Raw genomic sequence first — 19,120 nt, 5'->3', positions numbered from 1 at the left:
TCAAATATGAGCTGTTTTTTTTCATACTTTCGTATGAATTTATATCCCTCTTATTTGCGATTTCAACTAGCAACATATTGTTTACTATGGAATAAGAAACATTTTTACTAAGGGGGATTACAATGATTAGAGGTCTTTACGAAGCACATTTACCTGTCCGCAACTTAAAAGTATCAATACCTTTTTATGAATCACTAGGGCTAAAATTATATAAAAGAGGAGATAATATTGCTTTCTTTTGGATTAAAGAAAATGAGAGTTGGCTCGGCCTTTGGGAAGGCACAGAATACAAAGTGAATTATCACCCCTCTTTACGACATATCGCCTTTCAAGTAAGTTTACATGATTTAGAAAATGCGATTCATTGGCTAAATCAAAAAGGAATTTCAGCACGAAAAGACTTTGGAATGGAACCAATTGAACCGATTGTTTTTCCGGAATTAGCACATGCAGCCGTATACTTTAACGACCCTGATGGAAATAGTTTAGAATTGATTGCACAATTACCTGTTGGACTTCCCACAGCGGAAAAAGTGTATTTAAGTGAGTGGAAAGAACAAATTCAAACATCGTCATTACATAAGGATTAATCTATTTATGTCAGTTTCTTATTCCACACTTCTTAAAACAAATAAAAACTTCAATAAACTATTTTATGGGCAAACATTAAGTGTACTTGGGGATTGGTTCCATACGGTAGCTTTATTAACATTTGTCTACAGCATAACGGAATCGCCGTTTATGATCGCACTTACTTTTATAAGTAAAAGTTTACCACAGCTTCTTCTTAGTCCATTCATAGGCGGAATTGTAGATCGTTTCTCTAAAAAGAATATTATGATTTTTACCGATATTACACGGGGAATTCTAGTCCTTACATACTTACTCGCAGGCTATAAAATTGAGATTATTTTCATTGCTAATATATGTTTATCTGTACTTTCTTGTTTATTTGAACCGGCTAAACAAGCAACCCTAAAAAATATCGTACACCAAAATCATTTCGTAACTGCTAACTCTCTTTCTAGTACAATTAATGGTTTTATGTCTATTATGGGGGCTTCTTTGGGCGGAGTAATTGCACAATCTTTACATATTGAGTTCGCTTTTTTAGTAAATAGCCTATCATACTTTATTTCAGCCTATTTTATTTATAACATGAGTATTCCTGCTCATGATACTTGTAACAAGAAGAAAGCATTTTTCACTGATATAAAAGGTGGTTATACATACATATTACAAACAAAAATCATTTTAACATTAATTCTTGTCGGCATTTCATGGGGGATTATTGGAGGTGCTTATCAACTACTTCTAACGATCTATGCCGAAAAAATTTTCCATACGAACATTGGGATTTTATATACGGTTCAAGGGGCTGGGCTTATGATAGGAAGCCTTCTCGTTAATCTTTATATATCCCATAATAAAGAAAAAATGAAAAAAGTATTCGGTTGGGCCTACTTATTACAAGGAATTTTCTTTCTCGGATTCATTCTATCCGATCAACTTATTATCGGTATCATTACTTTATTCTGTATGCGCATAGCAGGAGGAATCATCGTTCCACTTGATACGACATTACTTCAAACTTACACACACGAAAATATGATAGGTAAAGTTTTTTCATTCCATTATTCCATTTACGGATCTCTTATTCAGTTATCGATGTTTTTTACAGGAGGGCTGTTAGAAATTCTTTCTCCTCAAATGATTGGCTGTTTATTAGCTACATGCTGTATTTTTGTAAGTTTTATATGGCTGTTCTTGTTTTATCGCGGGGATCTCAGTGAATAATTTAATGATAATCAATACATTTTGATCCCATTCATTATTTGTTTCCCCATAATAAAATTGTTTAAAAATACAAGTCAGATTTTTTAGTTAAAGAGCCTTATATGGCAACACTATTTGAGAAAAAACTAGATATTTATGTTAAAATACAAATAAGTTTGTGAAACATTGCACTTAAATAATAGACTTTAACTAGTTAAACTTGATTAAATAGGAGGGCTGTTTTGGGTATCACATTCTTTTTCATATGTATTATATTAGTGGCTTCTATTCTGCAAGCAAGTACAGGTTTTGGCTTTTCCATAATGGCAACCCCTTTCTTACTTATGTTATTTCTACCACAAGAAGCTATACAAATAAACATTATTTTATCTTTAATTATCTCCATTTCACTCATTTGGAAAATAAGAATGGACGTTGATTTTGTTCTACTGAAAAGGTTTATTTTTGGAAGTATAGTTGGTGTTCCTTTTGGCATTTTGATTTTTATTTCCGTTAACATAAACACTTTTAAATTAGCAGTTAGCATCCTACTCTTACTATTAACATTGTTGCTAATATGCAACGTTAAGGTTAGATCAACACAATCTAGAGATTTCATAGTTGGCGGATTATCTGGTCTTTTAACGACAAGTATCGGTATGCCAGGTCCACCCCTGTTACTTTATTTTACAGGAACTAATACTGAAAAAGAGAAGTTAAGAGCAACTACATTAGCTTTTTATCTGTTTATATATTTCATTAGTCTAGTAACTCAAATACTCTTTACTGGCACAAACAAAACCATTTGGGAATCAAGTTTTTATGCCATTCCAATTGTATTTTTAGGTTTGTTTATAGGTCAAATTATTTTTAAATGGCTTAATCAACGGATTTTTAAAATATTTACGTACATTCTTTTAAGTTGTACAGGGGGTTATCTTCTTATTGAAAGTTGGAACTTGTTATAGAAGATGCTTTAGATCGTGCAATAACAGATATGTTCAAACGAAATTATTGCTGTATTTTCCGGCGGGGTATTCCATATCAAAACTTAAATAACTTTATTGACAGTTTACAATTAGCAATAATCTTTCTTTCATAAGGAAAATATTTCAAATTAATTACTAAATAAAACGATAAAAAGCGGCTATTATGCCGCTTTTACTTACTATTGGCATTTCATTCTCATTTTCTATCACTTTTGTAAAAAATCATTAATTTTTATTTCTATGTACATGATAACAAACAAAATACCTAAGTTCAGAAAGAATAAACAACTTTCTAGCCTTAGGTATTTCTCCTTCTCAAAAAGGCAAACCTGCATCACAGGTTTGCCTCTTTACTCACTTCACTTCTTATTTAATCCTTTTTCACTTAAAAACTCTTTCATATGCATTCTTTTTTCTTTAGACATAAACGAACTCATTGATTCCGTCCATGTTACGTTTTTCTTGTTTGATGATCTTTCTTTATAATACGCGTTCATCGTTTCATCATATTCGTTTAGTAATTCATCATATTTTTGTTCATCATATCCATTTTCATGAAGAACTGCTGCTACTGGTAAACGTGGTTTAACTCCATGTTCTTCATCTGGTACACCGACTGTCATTCCGAATACAGGATATACTTTATCCGGTAAATGAAGCAGTTCACTCACTTCTCTCGGATTATTACGAATACCACCAATATAACAAATACCGTATCCTAACGATTCTGCTGCTAGTGCTAAGTTTTGCGCAAAAAGTGAAGCATCTACCGTCGCAACGATAAAGTCTTCTACTCCCTCATGCTTTATCTCTGTACTATGTTTTTCACATGCAATTTCAAGTCGTTTTAAATCTGCACAACAAACAAAAAATGCTGCACAGTCCTTCACATGGCGATTTCCGGATAGCTCTGCTAGTTTAGCCTTTAATTCCTGATCTGTTACATATATAACAGAATACGCCTGTACAAAATGTGATGAAGCTGCATGTTGCGCAGCATGCACCATCTTTTCTACTACATCTTTCGGAATTAATTCTTCTTTATATTTACGAACTGAAACATGTTGCTCCATCTTATGTATGATCTCATTCATGAAAATCACTCCTTTTTTCTCTTCATAATGAAAAATTAACATATCTTTTTCAATTTTCACAACTTATAAGCACAAAAAGAGCAATTCTTTTTGAATTGCCCTTTTTTAAAACATTTATCGATACGGTAAATGAAATTATACTTATCTTATTACGCCGTTTTCAAAACTGTAATACCTTTTACGATATTCCAAATGAAGTAGTAAATTCCTACAAGAATGAACACTGCATATGTGATAGCCATTCCAATTCCAGCACCGTCAGATTGATTGAAACCTAAACCGTACATGCCTGATACTGCTAGTCCTCCAAATAAGATTGCGTATGGGAAAACATGTGACCAAAATGCTTTTTTCGCGTGATACTTCACTTCATCTTCTGCAACAAAGTACACGATAATTGGTAGTAAAAATGGTGCAAAAAAGATACTAAAGTAACATAACGAAGATAAAATATTATTTCCTTTCATCCGATTCACCTCTAAATAGTTTTTGTTACCTTCATTATGTCAGGAAATCATTCTAGAAACTATCGCTTTACCTTTCACGAACGTGACATATTTGTAAGATTTTCCTCAAACTAAATCCCGCCTAGAATTTCAGACGGGATCACTTTCACTATATTCGATTCATAAACCAATACTGTGTAATTGCTAAATATTCTCGTACATTCGATGGAATGATGATTGGTTTCGGTGTTTTTGCCGGAAGACCTTCTAATTGTAAACCTTGTTTGGCCGCTATTTTTTTCGCTCTAAACATGTGAAAATCGTTTGTTACGATCATACCTTTTTTCATATCGGCTGGAATTAACGGTTTTGAGAATGTAATATTCTCATCTGTACTCGTAGATTTGTCCTCCATTATAATGCGGTCTTCTACGATATTTTGTTTTATTAGTCCTTGTTTCATTGCTAATGCTTCTGAAATGTCTTCACCTTTTCCTTGTCCTCCAGATACGATAGCGATTGTTTTCTCATGTGATTTTAAATATTCAGCTGCTTTATCAATACGATATTGCAATGAATAAGATGGTTTCGTCCCATTTACTTTCGATCCTAGTACAATTATGTAATCAGCATCGTAGGTTGCATTCATATGCCCATGCTTATAAATGTGATATTGTAAAAACCCCGCATACACGGCGCAAATCATTATAACAACTAAAATGCCCTTCATTATTTTCTTCTTTCTCATATTCATATACTCCTATTTTCTTTTACTTCCTTCATGATAATATCCATTTATTTGTTTGTATACAGACAAATTCCAATAAACCCTAATTTATCCTCTGAAAGGTAATATTTATATTACTTTCGGGAATAGTAAGTACAACTTTACACGAAGGAGTGTCTCTATTGCTTCTCTTTTTATGTAACGTGTCGTTCTTTTTCATCTTATTTTTACTATCGCTTAAGTTACTCGGTAAATCCGCGTTAGCGCAACTAACTCCTCATGATTTTGGGGCTATAATTTTTTTATCTTATTTAGCTTTCCAGGCCATACCCGTCTCTGGTGCTTTACAAGCATTTCTCGGTATGGTTGTTATCACATGTTTACATTTACTCCTTACAAAATTAAGCCTATTCAACAAACTAAATCGTTTTATTCTCGGACACCCTATCATTTTAATTAAACATGGTGATATTATTTTTGAGAACTTACAAAAAAGTAGATACCCCATTGCAGAACTGCTTTCTAATCTTCGCGTTGCAGGATATCCAAGTGTTCATGAAATTGAATACGCTATTTTAGAAGCGAACGGCGCTATTAGTATTTTACCAAAAAGAGAACTTGTACCATTAACTCCAAAAGATTTAAACATAGAAGTTAAGTATGCTGGATTACCAATTGCACTTATCGTCGATTCACAAATTCAATATGATAACTTAAAGTTAATACATAAAGATGAAAAATGGTTATATAAAGAATTAAAAGAAAAAGGAATTACAAATATTAAAAACGTTGCCTTTGCTTCTGTTCAAGAAACGGATGGATCTTTTGCGATTAGTTTAAAGGAATAAAAAAATCCCCTTAATTGCTTAAGGGGATTTTTTATCATATCGCTTCTTTCTCTCCTGCCATATTTAATGGAACAGGATGTTTCATACGATTCATCGTAAATACGATAATCGCTGTCATTACTTCTGCAACTGGCATAACGAGCCAAATTCCATTTATACCAAATAATTTCGGCATAATCCATAACAATGGAATAATAAATAGTAATCCTCGGCTCATTATAATAAGTACTGATTTCTTCGTTTGTCGCACTGATTGGAAGTACTCTCCATACACAATGTTATAACCTAAAAATACGTATTGGATAAAGAATAAACTAATACCTGTTAAGGTTAACTCCAATAATTCTGGAGATTGAACATCAAATAAACCAATGATATATTTCCCGAAGAATAATCCGACAATTATCGCAACGCCTCCGAGGACAACAGCAATTTTCACAGCAAACTTCAATCCTTCACGAAGTCTCTCTGATAAATTTGCCCCGTAATGGAAACTAGCAATTGGCTGTAATGCTGCTCCAACACCAAAGAATAATAGTAATGTCATTGCATGAATACTATTCACCATCGCATAGGAAGCTACTCCTACTTCTCCTGCATATTGGACAAATGCGATATTAAAACCAATCGTTACGATTGCAACCGTACTTTCTGCTGTAAAACTTGGGAAACCAATCACCATAATTTGTTTGACAGTATCCCATTCAAAATGAAATTTCGTCCACTTTAAAATACTACTTTTTCTAAAGAAATGAGTTAATAATACAAGGAAACCAATCGCTGCCGAAAGAATAGTCGCTGAGGCAGCACCTGTTACGCCCCATCCAAAGATAAAAATAAAGATATAGTCAAACACTATATTTAATACAGCCGTTACAACAAGACCAGCCATTGCTAAATTAGGATTTCCATCATTTCGTATAAATGTACTTAAAATATTTTCTAAAACGTATATCATTCCAAATGTTAATAATACGTGTAAATAGTCTAACGCATATGGTAAAATCGCTTCATTTGCACCAAATAAGTATGCTAAATCTTCTATTCTCCATAAGCAAATCGCTGCTAAAATCCCTACGATAACAACTGCTACCGTCATTGATTGAGTAAAAATAGACCTTGCTCTCTCTCGTTTATTTTCACCTAATGCAATGGAATATAACGTTGCCCCGCCCATTCCAATCCATAATGAAATAGAGAAGAAAATCGAAAAGGCTGGAATAGCCACGTTCACTCCTGCTAAACCGTTCGCCCCAACTCCTCTACTAATCATAACCGCATCAATTACAATATTCACTGACATTAATACCATTCCGAGGACGGCTGGTATTAAATAAGAAATAAATAAACTTTTAATTGGTTTTTCTCTTAATTTTTCTGTTGCTTCCATACTCTAACATGCTCCTTTTTTTCAACTCTCTTTTCTTAGTTTAAACCTTCAAGTAACTTTAAGGTCAATAGAGAATTAAAAATAGGTGACTTAATTATCGCGTTTGATGCTCATTTGTAATTATACGAGTCCTATAACTTATTGCTTTGTTTTTTCATTATAGGAATTTGAATTTCTGTTACTTGCTCCTCAGGATCTTCTGTTACAGACCAATCAATCAATCCAATCTCAATCGAATCTCCATGTACTTCGTAACCTTCTTTATCAATGTATGTAAGTAACTCCTTGTACGTTGCATCTGTTTCTTCATACGGTCCATGATGATAAGAACAAGCATATAAACCTTCTTTAATTTCATCTGAAGTATGCACTTCATACGGCATATAATCCAAAAGAATAAATACACTGCTATATGCTTGAAACTCATTTTGCATTAACCCTTTTTTCGCAACAGTTACACCAATATCTCCAGAAAATAAACTATCATCCATTTGCCTCATATTTTTTTGCAACGAATGGATGTAGTACTCAAACATATCATCCGTCGTATTTGGAGCAACCGCAATTGCTGTAATTTTTCGCGGCGGGATCTCTTTAATTACCATTTGTTCAGCTTTTGCTTTTGTTGCTTCCTTAATTAAATGAATTCTATGCTCCATTTTCGCCAGAGCATACTCAATTTCTCTTTGTTTCTTCAGCATCATCTCTTGTTGTTTTTCCAGTAAATTGAGTGCGTATGCTGGATTTCTTTCATCAATATATTTTTTAATTTCCTTTAATGGAATGTTTAATTGGCGTAAAAACTTAATCGTATCTAATAGTGAAAATTGATCGATTGTGTAATAACGATAATTTGTTTGCGGGTCCACAGTGGACGGATGAAAAATTCCCTTCTCATCATAATAGCGTAAAGTTGATTCCGCTATATTATGCATTTTTGCCATTTCTCCAATTGTAAAGCGTTTGTTTAATAACATCTTTTATTTCCTTCCATTTCTATTTACTTCATTATATGTTCATTTTGTCTTTAAAACAAAAAAAGAATTCCCATACGAGAATTCTTTTTTTACTATTAAACCTCTATTATTATAGGAAGAATCATCGGCTTTCGTTTTGTATTTGTATATATATACTTCCCTAACGCTTCTCTTACCTCCCTTTTCAAAATACCCCAGCTATTCACATTCTCTTTCTTTAAATTATTAATTGTAATAACAGCTAATTTATTTAATTCTCTTAAAAATTCTTCTGAATCACGAACATAGACAAATCCACGAGAAATAATATCAGGACCTGAAATTATTTCTCCATCGACTTTATTAAAAGTAATAACTATAACGAGCATTCCATCTTCTGAAAGTTGTTTACGATCACGTAATAAGGCATTTCCAACATCTCCAATTCCTAATCCATCTACATATATATTTCCTGCCTGTATTCTTCTAGATTGAATTGCCACTTCATTACTTATATCTACAACATCTCCATTACGTACGATAAAGATATTTTCCTTTTCAATACCAATTGATTCTGCTAACAAACTATGGTGATGTAGCATTCTAAACTCTCCATGAATTGGAATAAAATATTTTGGCTTCATTAATGTAAGCATTAACTTCAACTCTTCTTGATATGCATGACCGGATACATGCACTCCAGTAGAACTGCCTGATCCGTAAATCACCTTTGCTCCTAATGCAAATAAATTATCGATAATTCGAGAAACGTTACGTTCATTTCCTGGGATAGGGGTCGCGGCTATAATAACCGTATCTTCTGGTAAAATATCCACTTGTCTATAGTTTCCACTAGCTAAACGCGCTAAAGCTGCCATTGGTTCTCCTTGACTTCCTGTACAAAGTATTGCAACCTGCTTTGGATCTAAACGATTTACCTCATTTGCTTCAATTAACATACCTTCTGGAATATGTAAATAACCTTTCTCTAGAGCAACCTCTACTACATTTACCATACTTCTCCCTAGCAAAGCTAGTTTTCGATTTGTCTTTATACATGCTTCAACTATTTGCTGAACACGATTCACATTAGAAGCAAACGTAGAAATAATTACTTTTCTATTTGCTTTCATAAATATTTCCTCTATCCGTTCTCCTACTGACCTTTCTGATGGAGTAAAACCTGGGCGTTCTGCATTTGTGCTTTCAGATAATAAAGCTAGTACACCTTCACTTCCTATTTTAGCCATTTTATGAATATCAGGATGTTGATTATTTACTGGTGTTAAATCAAATTTAAAATCACCTGTATGTACTACAGTACCTTCTGGTGTATGAAAAACAATACCGAGACAATCCGGGATACTGTGGTTCGTTTTAAAAAAGGTTGCCTTAATAGAACCACAATCAATTTCTGATTCTGAATGAATAACGATTAATTCCGTATCATTTTGAAGATTGTGTTCCTTTAATTTAATTTCAATTAAACCTAACGTTAACTTTGTTGCATAGATTGGTACATTTAGTTGTTTTAAAAAATATGGTATTCCGCCAATATGGTCCTCATGCCCGTGCGTTACTACTAAACCGCGAATTTTTTCTTTATTTTCTTGCAAATATGTGACGTCTGGAATTATTAAATCAATCCCTAATAAACTTTCATCTGGAAATTTAGACCCACAATCAATGACGACAATATCATTTTCATATTGGATAGCATACATATTTTTTCCTATTTCATTTACTCCACCTAAAGCAACAATAGACAAGTTATTTTTTAATGAATTCAAATGATAAAACCTCCTTTTCACATTTATAATTCGTGAAATAGCATTTAGGCTTTATTATTTGTAATGAAAAAGGACTTCATACTATTTTATACATATAAAATTCACACGCTACTCTTACACCTATATCTCAATAAGACAGCTTCTTCCTCAAAAAGCTCCCATTTTTTCATTGATTTTTTATAAAATCTATTATATATTAATTACAGGTTCAAATTACGAGTTCAAAAGAACTTGTAATCAGACCCTTTTGTTTAATGGGTTTTACATATTTTCATTAGGCAAATTCCGAGAAATCGTATGATAAAACTAAAAATGATGAGGAGAGGATCAGATGGAATTCGAATTTTTCTTTCAAATTGCACTTATTTTATTAAGTACAAAGCTTGCTGGTGATCTTAGTGTTAGATTAGGTCAACCTTCTGTACTAGGTAAATTAATTGTCGGTATCGTTATCGGTCCAGCTTTATTAGGTTGGATTGAAAATTCAGAGCTTCTAACTCAATTAAGTAATGTCGGGGTTATTCTTCTAATGTTTATGGCTGGACTTGAAACAGACTTAGAAGAATTAAACGCCAATCGTAATTCTTCTTTAGCAGTTGCACTCGGAGGTATTATTCTTCCATTCGTAGGTGGTTACGTTTCTGGCCTTGTTATGGGAATGGAACAAGGAAACGCTGTATTCTTAGGATTACTTCTATGTGCGACAAGTGTTAGTATTTCCGTACAAACACTTCGTGATTTAGGTAAAATGAAAACACGTGAAAGTACGACGATGCTTGGAGCCGCTGTATTTGATGACATTCTTGTTGTTATTTTATTAGCATTCGCAATGAGCTTCTTAGGCACTGATGATGTTAACTTAACAATGATTATCTTGAAGAAAGTAGTATTCTTCGCTTCTATTATTTTAATCGGATGGAAAGGTGTTCCAGCAATTATGCGTTGGTTATCACCACTGCGCGTATCTGAGTCTATCGTGAGCGCAGCTCTTATCATCTGTTTCTCATTCGCATATTTCGGCGAACTATTAGGAATTGCTGGTATTATCGGTGCTTTCGCTGCTGGTATTGCAATTTCTCAAACAAACTACAAACATGAAGTAGAAAAGAAAGTAGAACCAATTGCTTACGCTATGTTCGTTCCAGTATTCTTCGTTAGTATCGGTATGAATATTACATTTGACGGTATTGGCAATCAAATTTGGTTCATCTTAGCATTAACAGTAATCGCTGTATTAACGAAACTAATTGGTTGTGGTGTTGGTGCACGCATGACTGGATTTGATGCTAAGTCTTCTGCAATTATCGGTTCTGGTATGGTTTCTCGTGGTGAAGTTGCACTTATCATCGCAGGAACAGGTCTTTCTTCTGGGCTATTGGCACAAGATTACTTTACAGCAATCGTTATTGTCGTTATTTTAACTACAATGATTACACCACCAATGTTAAAATACACGTTTGGTGCAAAAGATAAAGCAATGAAAGCAAGTAAATAAGTTTACTATAATAAAAGGAGATTGCTATTTTATAAGATAGCAATCTCCTTTTTGTTTTATCTTTAAACAATCTCGTTCTTTTTTAACCATTTTCAAAAATAGTTCGTGCTTCTTCATCATCCATATCATTACTAAATGAATACACCATAATGCCGTAATTATCTATATATTCACCTAGCTTCATTTCCTCCACTTTCTTATAAAAATCGTCCACCTCATAGTGCGGAATATAAGCATCCCAAACCGGCTCATTTATTCTCTTATACGCCGTCACTTCTAAATCATATCCTTCTTCATAATATCCGATGTGATAATGTTTGTTCGAATCATATTTATCCATTAAAAGCCCCCTCTACTAAACAAAAGCGAGCCTTATATTAAAGCTCGCTCCTCTCTCTACTTATTAAATACGTTCCATCGCCGTCTTCAACGTTCCAACAACAAAGGCAATTTCTTCACTTGAAATAATAAGCGGCGGTGCTAATGTTAAGACGTTATTATATCCTGCTGTCGTCATACCGTTTCGTCCTATAATAAGCCCTTTTTCTTTACAAGCATTTACGACACTTGCGATTTTGTCGTTATCAATTGGCTCTTTCGTCTCTTTATCATTTACTAATTCAATTCCAACTAATAGACCTTTTCCTCTAATATCCCCAACAAGCGGATGTTCCCCAATTTCATCTTTTAGTTGCTCTAATAAAAGGGAACCCATTTGCGCAGATCGCTCAATTAAATTTTCATTTTCCATAATCTCTAAGTTTTTAAGGGCTAATGCACAAGCTGCTGGATTTCCACCAAATGTATTAATATGTCGGAAGAATTCATACTCTCCCTTCCCTTTAAATGCTTCATATATTTCTTTTTTCACAGCTGTTGCAGATAATGGTAAATATGCGCTCGTAATCCCTTTTGCCATCGTAATAATATCTGGCTTCACATCATAATTCATAAATCCAAATGCTTTTCCTGTACGACCGAAGCCACAAATCACTTCATCACTAATAAGTAGCGCGCCGTGTTTTTGACACGTTTCATGAACAGCTTTCATATAGTCTTGTGGTGGCATTAATATGCCCCCACCTGTAATAATTGGTTCCATAATAAAAGCGGCAATTGTTTCACTTAATTCCCACGTCATAACACGATCGACTTCTTTCACACATTCTACATCATAAATATGCTGCCCTTCAATTTCAGGCATACGGTAACAATCCGGTGGTGTTACGTGTAAAAAGCCTGAAGCAAACGGTTCATATTGATATCTACGCTGCGCTTGTCCCGTCGCTGCCATTGTCGCCATTGTATTCCCGTGATACCCACGATAACGTGACATAAATTTATAACGATATGGTTCACCTTTTTGCGCATAGTATTGTCTTGCTATTTTAAAAGCTGTTTCGTTCGCTTCTGAACCACTATTTGAGAAGAAAATAACATACTCTCCCCCAAGCCACTCATTTAATTTTTCAGCAAGCTTTATAGCTGGTTCATGAGATTGTGACATTGGAAAGTATGATAATGTTTGTAATTGCTTATAAGCCGCTTCTGCGAGCTCCTTTCTTCCATATCCACTATTCACACACCAAAGACCACTCATACCATCTAAATATCTTTTTCCTTGTATATCTTCAACCCAGCACCCTTCAGCTTTTGCCCCTACCATTGTACTATTTGGACTAAAGGGACGCATTCCGTGCCAAACATATTGCTCATCTTTTGCTAATAATTCATCAGTTTGCTTCGTTTTCATCATTACTTCCACCTTCCATAACAACTTATTTTTCACAAAAGCTGCGCTGGTGCCATGATGACTTAAATTTCTCCCTGCTATTTTCATTCCACAAAATTAAGACAAATCCTACTTACAAATCAGTAATATTTACAAGAAAATGACAAAAGAAAAAAGAGCTTTTCTTATCTATCGAAAAGCTCCTCTTTTATTTAATGTGAAGACGCATCGCTAATACCGTGACCAGTATTAGATTTCACGAGAATTTCATCAAATTTCGCTGCATCTTCTTTCTTACTAGATAAAACAGTTCCTAAATACGCTGCAAGAAATCCAAGCGGAATTGAAATAATTCCTGGTGTCGTATATGGGAATATCGCTTCCCCAACAAAAATAGCTTTTCCAGCTACAGGGTTCCAAACATTCGGACTCAACGCTACGAGAACAATAGCTGATACGAGACCTACAATCATACCGGAAATAGCACCCGTTGTATTAAAACGCTTCCAATATATTGTAAATAAAATCACTGGTAGATTTGCACTCGCTGCAACTGCAAATGCTAATGATACTAAAAATGCTACGTTTAATGTTTGGGCAAATAATGCAAGTATGATAGATAGTATCGCTACCCCAATAGATGCATAACGAGCCATAGATACTTGCTCTTTTTCCGTTGATTTCCCTTTGCGAATGATCTCATTATAAAAATCATGAGCGAATGCTGATGCTGCCGTTAATACGAGACCTGCCACTACAGCCAAAATTGTTGCAAAAGCAATTGCTGATACGAAAGCAAATAAGAAGTCTCCACCTAACGCTTTGGCTAATAAAGGTGCTGCCATATTACCCGCTGGGTTCGCTTTAATAATCGCTTCATTTCCTACAAACGCTGCCGCACCAAATCCTAAGAAAATCGTCATAATATAAAATGCACCAATTAACCATGTCGCATATACGACAGATTGACGTGCAGTTTTTGCATCACGTACTGTAAAAAAGCGGACAAGTATATGTGGTAATCCAGCTGTACCAAGTACTAGTCCTAAATTTAAAGAAAGTGTATCAAGGCCATCCTTATACTTTACACCTGGATTTAAAAATGAATCTTTTAATGGTGTAGCTGTTTTCATTTGGGCAAACATTTCAGTCACGCTGAAGTTGAATTTTGCGAAAACGATAACAGAAATAATAAACGTACCGGCCATAAGTAATACAGCCTTTACAATTTGTACCCAGCTCGTTGCTGTCATACCACCAAAAATAACATACACCGTCATAAGTGTTCCAACGATTAATACAGATGTCGTATATTCAATCCCTAATAATAATTTAATAAGTGCACCCGCGCCAACTAATTGTGCAATCATATAAAAGATAGAAATCGTCATCGTATTAAGAGCTGCAACTCCGCGAACTTTTTTCGCGTCAAAGCGTGCTGCAATCATATCCGCCAAAGTGTACTTTCCTAAATTTCTAAGCGGTTCTGCAACAAGATATAGTACAACTAAATAAGCAACTAAAAAACCGATACTATAAAAGAATCCATCAAACCCAGTTAATGCGATTGCTCCAGCTATACCGAGAAATGAAGCAGCAGACATATAATCTCCAGCAATGGCCAGACCATTTTGCCAACCAGTTAATCCCCCTCCAGCCGTATAAAATTCACTCGCATTTTTCGTTTTTTTCGATGCAAAATAGGTTATGACGAGCGTACCAAGAACAATAATTAAAAATAGTGCAAATGCAGTAGTATTCAAGTTCAGCCCCTCCCTTTTTGCATATCTTGCAAAATTTTTCGGGAGATTTCATCAAATGATTCTGCTTTTTTGCTATAAATCATACATAGTGCCCATGTCATAATAAATTGGGAAAAAGCAAATACCCACGCCCATGTAACGTCTCCAAATGCAGGTGTATTAAGCACCTTTGAATACGATGTTAAAATAGGTAATGCGATAAAAAAACTAAAAAAGAAAATACTCATTGGAATGATAAACTTCTTTTTCGTATTTAATAACAATTGAAATTCTTCCGACTGAACGACCTCTGTATAATTTACCTCATTTTGCAACTTACGTGCTGACGTATCGTCTCGTTTCATTAACCGATCCCCTCTCTTACTTAAAATACACTTCCCCCTTGCATACCTAAAGACTAAATTTTATAAATATTCAGAAACTTATATTCATTTTAGACAATCCATGCATTCATGCAAAGATTTTTTGATAGACATTTTTCGGCAATTTCCCCTAAATTTTTAATATACTTTTTCAAAATAAAGTGACACCTTACTTATTTATCCTCATTAAGACAAAAGCAGTGCTTAACGCACTACTTTTGTCTTTTTTTCCTTTTCTAAATTACGAGCCGTTTCGCTTAACTCAACATCTTTTCCGTCTTTAAGTGTTCCAAATATAAAATCGAATACTGGATTTGAAACACCAAACCAAAACTTTTCGTTTTTATAATGGTGTAATATATGTTGTTTTTTTAGCCATCTTCCAAACTTAGTGACGGGACGAATCGGTCTATGAGCAATATAATGTTTCCATTCGTAAACGAGCAGCATAATAATCATTCCGATTCCAAATGAAAGTGCAATAGTAACACTTTTTGTAATACCATATGCTATAAGTAAATATATAGTAAAACTAGGTATACTAAACCATACAGGTAAAAACAAAAGTTTTAAATCATCTGGATATACGTGGTGATCATAATGCAATCTTCTTAACATTTTTAATAGAAATGTGTTTTTAGGTGGCTTTATATGGAATAAAAAACGATGTGTCATATATTCATTAAGTGTATAGAAAACAATCCCAAACATACATGCTAACATGCCAAACCACGTAAAAAATTGCATTTTTAAAATAATAATGAAAATAAATAGAATGCTATACATAATAACAATATCATGTTGTAAAAAGAACTCTTTCCCCACTTTCTTCATCTTGTTTCCCCCTTTTCCAAAAAAACAGCCGCAACATATCGTTACGACTATTTCTTTTCTATTCTTATTCTATTCACTTTACAAATTTGCCTGCTGTTCTATTGCCGAGAAAAAATTGTTTGATCCAAATATATTTTGCTTCGGAATAATATGTTCCACTGCAAACACTGTTACTTCTCCTCTTTGTACTTCTCCAATAATGAGCCCAAATATTTCATGATTTACTGCAAACGTCGGTTGCTTTGTTTGTAACAATCTTGCAGCATTATGAAATACCGCTTCATATAGTGGATTTCTATCAGTAATTTCTTTTCGGATTTTTGGCGCTAACGTAATTATAATTTCTTTTCCGTCAATAGTGGTTCGATACATAAAAATCTCCCCTTCAATCTTATGTGAACAACTGTAAAGCTTTGTATGCAAAATGTATAGAGTAACCTACTAAAATAATACCTGCTCCGGCTGTTATGTAGCCAAGCGCTTTTGGTTTTAATAAAGTTCTTCCAAAATGTACAGAAAAAGCAATATTTAAATTCCATAAAATAATACCAACAATAATGCAAAGACTGTACAAAAAAGCTTCTTGTTTCGTTACCTTCGTAAGTAATGAGCTAAGTGTACTTCCGTATATACCAAACCAAAAAACAAGATTTAATGGATTGGATATCGCAATTAAAAATCCTGCCATAAACGATTGCTTAAGGCCACCTACCTCTTCTTTTTTATATTCCATATTCGATTCGAAAATTCCTTGTTTTACACTTTGAAATCCTAAATAAAATAACAAGAAAAAACCCGTGCAATACATGAAGGCTTGTACATATGTATACATAAACACAGAAGATAAACCGAAATAAATGAGAAGCATAAATAAAACATCTGCAGTCATTCCACCAATTCCAACAACCCAAGCGTGCCAAAAACCACGTTCAATTCCTCGTTTTAACATTTCAATATTAATCGGCCCTACTGGCGCAGCTAATGATATACCTAATACGATTTGCTGTATAATTGCTCCAATCATCGCTCTATCCTTTCTACTCTCTTTACTACTAGTTAATGATGTAATTTTAAAAAATAGACTAGCTTTCATAATAAAATACCCTTTTTTATCCAAAATATACAAAAGAGCCATCTAGATGATAGCTCTTACTTTTCTATCCTATGAAGAAAAGGACATTTCCCTTTTATTGGCTCTACATCGTCTCCTATGAAATATTGTTTCCATTCACGATGCTCTGGGTCACCATAATGACTAATGTTAGGATGTTTCGGCAATTGATCCCACTTTTCAACTCGCTCACGGACCATTTGTCTTGAATATGCTCCTTTAGGACGATCTCCCTCTAATCCATCAAAAATAGTGCGTGGCTGAAACCCAATAACGAGAGAATTCCCTAAATGTCTAGTTTTTCGTTGTTTATAAGCTGGCGCATTTCCAAATGCGAATATTGGCTCACCACCAAATGAAAATTCCCATAAATAATGGTCTGGGTCTTCAGGAATTTGCTTTGGCCATGCTTCATTATCGTTTTCATGTAAATACTGTAACACTTTCCAAAAAGAATCACGGTAATATTCGAGTGATTGTTCTTCACATTCCGGTTCTACAAAAAGGAAAAAGCCCCTTCTTACAATCGGTCTCTCTTTCATTAACTCTAAAAAAGATAACATTGTATGCGGCAAATGACTCCAATCATTATGAGAAAGAAATGAATAACGAAGTTCATTCTTTTTCAAAGCTGTTAAACCGAAATAGCATGGAAAAGTTGGTTCTAACACGACACTTGAAAAAATCTCAAATTCTTTTGCAACCCAATCCGGTATGTCGGTTCTCGTTCTCATTCCTTCATTATCTAATAAGTAAGACTTATTCATTCTTTCACCTCATTATGTATAGCATTCAATTAAGAATATTACATACTCGGCCTGTCCTATACCTATTTAAAAATTTGACTGAAAAATTATTTAAAAATACAAAAAAATAAAATCGCTTACTTGACTAAATTCTCCCAATTCGTGTATATTTAAATTAATCATTTAGCAGAATATTCAAGAATATAGCGTTTTTAGTTTATATTATTTTTTAAATGAATTTCACTAAATGAAAATAGTAAACGCTTTTAGGAGGAATTGTAACATGCAAGGAAAAGTAAAATGGTTTAACAACGAAAAAGGTTTTGGATTTATCGAAATGGAAGGCGCTGACGATGTATTCGTACATTTCTCTGCTATTCAAGGAGACGGCTACAAAGCTTTAGAAGAAGGTCAAGAAGTATCTTTCGACATTACTGAAGGTAACCGCGGACCTCAAGCTGCTAACGTAGTAAAACTTTAATCCAACATATAACAGGAGGTTGCCTTACTTGGTAACCTCCTTTGTTATTCCTTTGTATATTTCCGTTTTACAGAGCAAAAACTATGTGAAATGCGCACTATACAAAGGAGGAATTATTAATGGGATCAGAAGTAAATGATTTTGAAGAAGTGAAATTCCGTGTAGAAACAGCACAAAAAATGGTAGGATCAGCAACAATTTCAATGGATCCAGATACATTAGAACATGCTACTACTGCTGTAGAAGCAGCTCGCTCTCAGCTTGAAATTATGAAATCTGTTGCAACTGATTTAGATGAACCATTTTTAATGAATGAGGAAAAGAAATTAAATAAATGTGAGCATCAACTAAACGAAGCAAGACACTAAAAAACATCCAGAGAATTTTCTCTGGATGTTTTTTCATGACAACTGTTCTCCATATTTTTTCAATGTTTCTCCAACTGTACATTGGCGTATACAAAATGAATGGGCATAATATTTACTATTTGTCTTTCGATTATGTTCTCGCAAAAAACAGCCTTCACAATACGTTTCTAATAAGTCATTTACCTCTGTAATGAGTTGCTTTTTATCCACCT

The 19,120-nt window shown here is 34.0% G+C and carries 21 protein-coding genes and 1 pseudogene; 7 read left to right on the top strand and 15 right to left on the bottom strand.

Annotated elements, in window-relative coordinates:
• Positions 1 to 122 precede the first annotated feature (122 nt).
• The 3 genes from MHB52_RS08810 to MHB52_RS08800 all read left to right on the top strand — a co-directional run bounded on the left by MHB52_RS08810 (position 123) and on the right by MHB52_RS08800 (position 2,744).
• A complete protein-coding gene (locus tag MHB52_RS08810; RefSeq protein WP_000617953.1) occupies positions 123 to 590 on the top strand; it encodes a VOC family protein in 468 nt (155 codons plus the stop codon).
• 7 nt (positions 591 to 597) lie between these two features.
• A complete protein-coding gene (locus tag MHB52_RS08805) occupies positions 598 to 1,797 on the top strand; it encodes an MFS transporter (protein ID WP_000117062.1) in 1,200 nt (399 codons plus the stop codon).
• Between the two features lie 221 nt (positions 1,798 to 2,018).
• Complete coding sequence (locus MHB52_RS08800) at positions 2,019 to 2,744, top strand: sulfite exporter TauE/SafE family protein (RefSeq protein WP_016117515.1); 726 nt, start codon at positions 2,019 to 2,021, stop codon at positions 2,742 to 2,744.
• Positions 2,745 to 3,124: 380 nt separating this feature from the next.
• Here MHB52_RS08800 and nfsA read toward each other — a convergent pair whose 3' ends face one another.
• The 3 genes from nfsA to MHB52_RS08785 form a co-directional block, all read right to left on the bottom strand.
• Positions 3,125 to 3,859 (bottom strand): oxygen-insensitive NADPH nitroreductase, encoded by a 735-nt coding sequence (nfsA, locus tag MHB52_RS08795; protein WP_016117513.1) that lies wholly within the window; start codon positions 3,857 to 3,859, stop codon positions 3,125 to 3,127.
• Positions 3,860 to 4,008: 149 nt separating this feature from the next.
• Positions 4,009 to 4,326, bottom strand: coding sequence for a DUF4870 domain-containing protein (locus MHB52_RS08790; RefSeq protein WP_061664215.1), 318 nt, complete (start codon positions 4,324 to 4,326; stop codon positions 4,009 to 4,011).
• A 148-nt stretch (positions 4,327 to 4,474) separates the two neighbouring features.
• On the bottom strand, positions 4,475 to 5,053 hold the full coding sequence (locus tag MHB52_RS08785) for a YdcF family protein (protein WP_001227678.1): 579 nt from the start codon (positions 5,051 to 5,053) through the stop codon (positions 4,475 to 4,477).
• A 161-nt stretch (positions 5,054 to 5,214) separates the two neighbouring features.
• On the opposite strand from MHB52_RS08785, the gene MHB52_RS08780 reads away from it, so the two are divergent.
• Positions 5,215 to 5,880 carry a DUF421 domain-containing protein gene (locus tag MHB52_RS08780; protein ID WP_000923924.1) on the top strand — a complete coding sequence of 222 codons (666 nt, stop codon included), beginning with the start codon at positions 5,215 to 5,217 and terminating at the stop codon, positions 5,878 to 5,880.
• 34 nt (positions 5,881 to 5,914) lie between these two features.
• Here the strand turns inward: MHB52_RS08780 and MHB52_RS08775 are convergent, their stop codons facing one another.
• The 3 genes from MHB52_RS08775 to MHB52_RS08765 form a co-directional block, all read right to left on the bottom strand.
• Positions 5,915 to 7,270, bottom strand: a complete 1,356-nt coding sequence (locus MHB52_RS08775; protein WP_061664216.1) for an MATE family efflux transporter — start codon at positions 7,268 to 7,270, stop codon at positions 5,915 to 5,917.
• 131 nt (positions 7,271 to 7,401) lie between these two features.
• Positions 7,402 to 8,247 (bottom strand): MerR family transcriptional regulator, encoded by an 846-nt coding sequence (locus MHB52_RS08770; RefSeq protein ID WP_000925945.1) that lies wholly within the window; start codon positions 8,245 to 8,247, stop codon positions 7,402 to 7,404.
• 95 nt (positions 8,248 to 8,342) lie between these two features.
• Positions 8,343 to 10,016 (bottom strand): ribonuclease J, encoded by a 1,674-nt coding sequence (locus MHB52_RS08765; protein WP_016117512.1) that lies wholly within the window; start codon positions 10,014 to 10,016, stop codon positions 8,343 to 8,345.
• A gap of 331 nt (positions 10,017 to 10,347) precedes the next feature.
• On the opposite strand from MHB52_RS08765, the gene MHB52_RS08760 reads away from it, so the two are divergent.
• Complete coding sequence (locus tag MHB52_RS08760; protein WP_000393878.1) at positions 10,348 to 11,511, top strand: cation:proton antiporter; 1,164 nt, start codon at positions 10,348 to 10,350, stop codon at positions 11,509 to 11,511.
• A gap of 62 nt (positions 11,512 to 11,573) precedes the next feature.
• Here MHB52_RS08760 and MHB52_RS08755 read toward each other — a convergent pair.
• From MHB52_RS08755 to MHB52_RS08720, 8 genes and pseudogenes are all read right to left on the bottom strand, one after another.
• Positions 11,574 to 11,851: pseudogene (locus tag MHB52_RS08755) on the bottom strand (DUF3986 family protein).
• A 63-nt stretch (positions 11,852 to 11,914) separates the two neighbouring features.
• Positions 11,915 to 13,264, bottom strand: coding sequence for an aspartate aminotransferase family protein (locus tag MHB52_RS08750; protein WP_137026240.1), 1,350 nt, complete (start codon positions 13,262 to 13,264; stop codon positions 11,915 to 11,917).
• A gap of 191 nt (positions 13,265 to 13,455) precedes the next feature.
• Entirely contained in the window at positions 13,456 to 15,006 is a 1,551-nt protein-coding gene (locus MHB52_RS08745; protein WP_001098235.1) for a solute symporter family protein, read from the bottom strand.
• A gap of 2 nt (positions 15,007 to 15,008) precedes the next feature.
• Complete coding sequence (locus MHB52_RS08740; protein ID WP_000817366.1) at positions 15,009 to 15,350, bottom strand: DUF485 domain-containing protein; 342 nt, start codon at positions 15,348 to 15,350, stop codon at positions 15,009 to 15,011.
• Positions 15,351 to 15,572: 222 nt separating this feature from the next.
• Complete coding sequence (locus MHB52_RS08735; RefSeq protein WP_000755396.1) at positions 15,573 to 16,202, bottom strand: sterol desaturase family protein; 630 nt, start codon at positions 16,200 to 16,202, stop codon at positions 15,573 to 15,575.
• Between the two features lie 78 nt (positions 16,203 to 16,280).
• Positions 16,281 to 16,574: a hypothetical protein gene (locus MHB52_RS08730; protein ID WP_000286362.1), complete on the bottom strand. Its 294-nt coding sequence runs from the start codon at positions 16,572 to 16,574 to the stop codon at positions 16,281 to 16,283.
• 19 nt (positions 16,575 to 16,593) lie between these two features.
• Positions 16,594 to 17,337 carry a LysE family transporter gene (locus MHB52_RS08725; protein ID WP_001196839.1) on the bottom strand — a complete coding sequence of 248 codons (744 nt, stop codon included), beginning with the start codon at positions 17,335 to 17,337 and terminating at the stop codon, positions 16,594 to 16,596.
• A 14-nt stretch (positions 17,338 to 17,351) separates the two neighbouring features.
• A complete protein-coding gene (locus tag MHB52_RS08720; protein WP_001043770.1) occupies positions 17,352 to 18,080 on the bottom strand; it encodes a YqcI/YcgG family protein in 729 nt (242 codons plus the stop codon).
• Positions 18,081 to 18,342: 262 nt separating this feature from the next.
• On the opposite strand from MHB52_RS08720, the gene cspB reads away from it, so the two are divergent.
• Together cspB and MHB52_RS08710 are read left to right on the top strand one after the other, a co-directional pair.
• The gene (gene cspB / locus MHB52_RS08715; protein ID WP_001161731.1) at positions 18,343 to 18,540 is read left to right on the top strand and encodes a cold shock-like protein CspB; all 198 of its coding nucleotides are present in this window, start codon (positions 18,343 to 18,345) and stop codon (positions 18,538 to 18,540) included.
• A 119-nt stretch (positions 18,541 to 18,659) separates the two neighbouring features.
• Positions 18,660 to 18,908, top strand: a complete 249-nt coding sequence (locus MHB52_RS08710; protein WP_000534392.1) for a DUF2564 family protein — start codon at positions 18,660 to 18,662, stop codon at positions 18,906 to 18,908.
• Between the two features lie 33 nt (positions 18,909 to 18,941).
• Here the strand turns inward: MHB52_RS08710 and MHB52_RS08705 are convergent, their stop codons facing one another.
• Complete coding sequence (locus MHB52_RS08705; protein WP_000358801.1) at positions 18,942 to 19,118, bottom strand: zinc-finger domain-containing protein; 177 nt, start codon at positions 19,116 to 19,118, stop codon at positions 18,942 to 18,944.
• Positions 19,119 to 19,120 lie beyond the last annotated feature (2 nt).

The organism is Bacillus sp. FSL K6-0073, from assembly GCF_038006085.1.
In the GTDB taxonomy this organism is placed as follows: domain Bacteria; phylum Bacillota; class Bacilli; order Bacillales; family Bacillaceae_G; genus Bacillus_A; species Bacillus_A cereus.
Note: the sequence above shows the minus strand (reverse complement) of the source record. Positions and strands in the feature narration are given on the sequence as shown.

Bases quoted from the DNA above. Each gene is read 5' to 3' on its own strand.
- cspB (WP_001161731.1), top strand. From the start codon at position 18,343: ATGCAAGGAAAAGTAAAATGGTTTAACAACGAAAAAGGTTTTGGATTT.
- MHB52_RS08730 (WP_000286362.1), bottom strand. From the start codon at position 16,574: ATGTATCGAACCACTATTGACGGAAAAGAAATTATAATTACGTTAGCG.
- MHB52_RS08810 (WP_000617953.1), top strand. From the start codon at position 123: ATGATTAGAGGTCTTTACGAAGCACATTTACCTGTCCGCAACTTAAAA.
- MHB52_RS08775 (WP_061664216.1), bottom strand. From the start codon at position 7,270: ATGGAAGCAACAGAAAAATTAAGAGAAAAACCAATTAAAAGTTTATTT.
- MHB52_RS08805 (WP_000117062.1), top strand. From the start codon at position 598: ATGTCAGTTTCTTATTCCACACTTCTTAAAACAAATAAAAACTTCAAT.
- MHB52_RS08750 (WP_137026240.1), bottom strand. From the start codon at position 13,264: ATGAAAACGAAGCAAACTGATGAATTATTAGCAAAAGATGAGCAATAT.
- MHB52_RS08725 (WP_001196839.1), bottom strand. From the start codon at position 17,337: ATGGCTCTTTTGTATATTTTGGATAAAAAAGGGTATTTTATTATGAAA.
- MHB52_RS08770 (WP_000925945.1), bottom strand. From the start codon at position 8,247: ATGTTATTAAACAAACGCTTTACAATTGGAGAAATGGCAAAAATGCAT.
- MHB52_RS08735 (WP_000755396.1), bottom strand. From the start codon at position 16,202: ATGAAGAAAGTGGGGAAAGAGTTCTTTTTACAACATGATATTGTTATT.
- nfsA (WP_016117513.1), bottom strand. From the start codon at position 3,859: ATGAATGAGATCATACATAAGATGGAGCAACATGTTTCAGTTCGTAAA.
- MHB52_RS08790 (WP_061664215.1), bottom strand. From the start codon at position 4,326: ATGAAAGGAAATAATATTTTATCTTCGTTATGTTACTTTAGTATCTTT.
- MHB52_RS08720 (WP_001043770.1), bottom strand. From the start codon at position 18,080: ATGAATAAGTCTTACTTATTAGATAATGAAGGAATGAGAACGAGAACC.
- MHB52_RS08710 (WP_000534392.1), top strand. From the start codon at position 18,660: ATGGGATCAGAAGTAAATGATTTTGAAGAAGTGAAATTCCGTGTAGAA.
- MHB52_RS08760 (WP_000393878.1), top strand. From the start codon at position 10,348: ATGGAATTCGAATTTTTCTTTCAAATTGCACTTATTTTATTAAGTACA.
- MHB52_RS08785 (WP_001227678.1), bottom strand. From the start codon at position 5,053: ATGAGAAAGAAGAAAATAATGAAGGGCATTTTAGTTGTTATAATGATT.
- MHB52_RS08740 (WP_000817366.1), bottom strand. From the start codon at position 15,350: ATGAAACGAGACGATACGTCAGCACGTAAGTTGCAAAATGAGGTAAAT.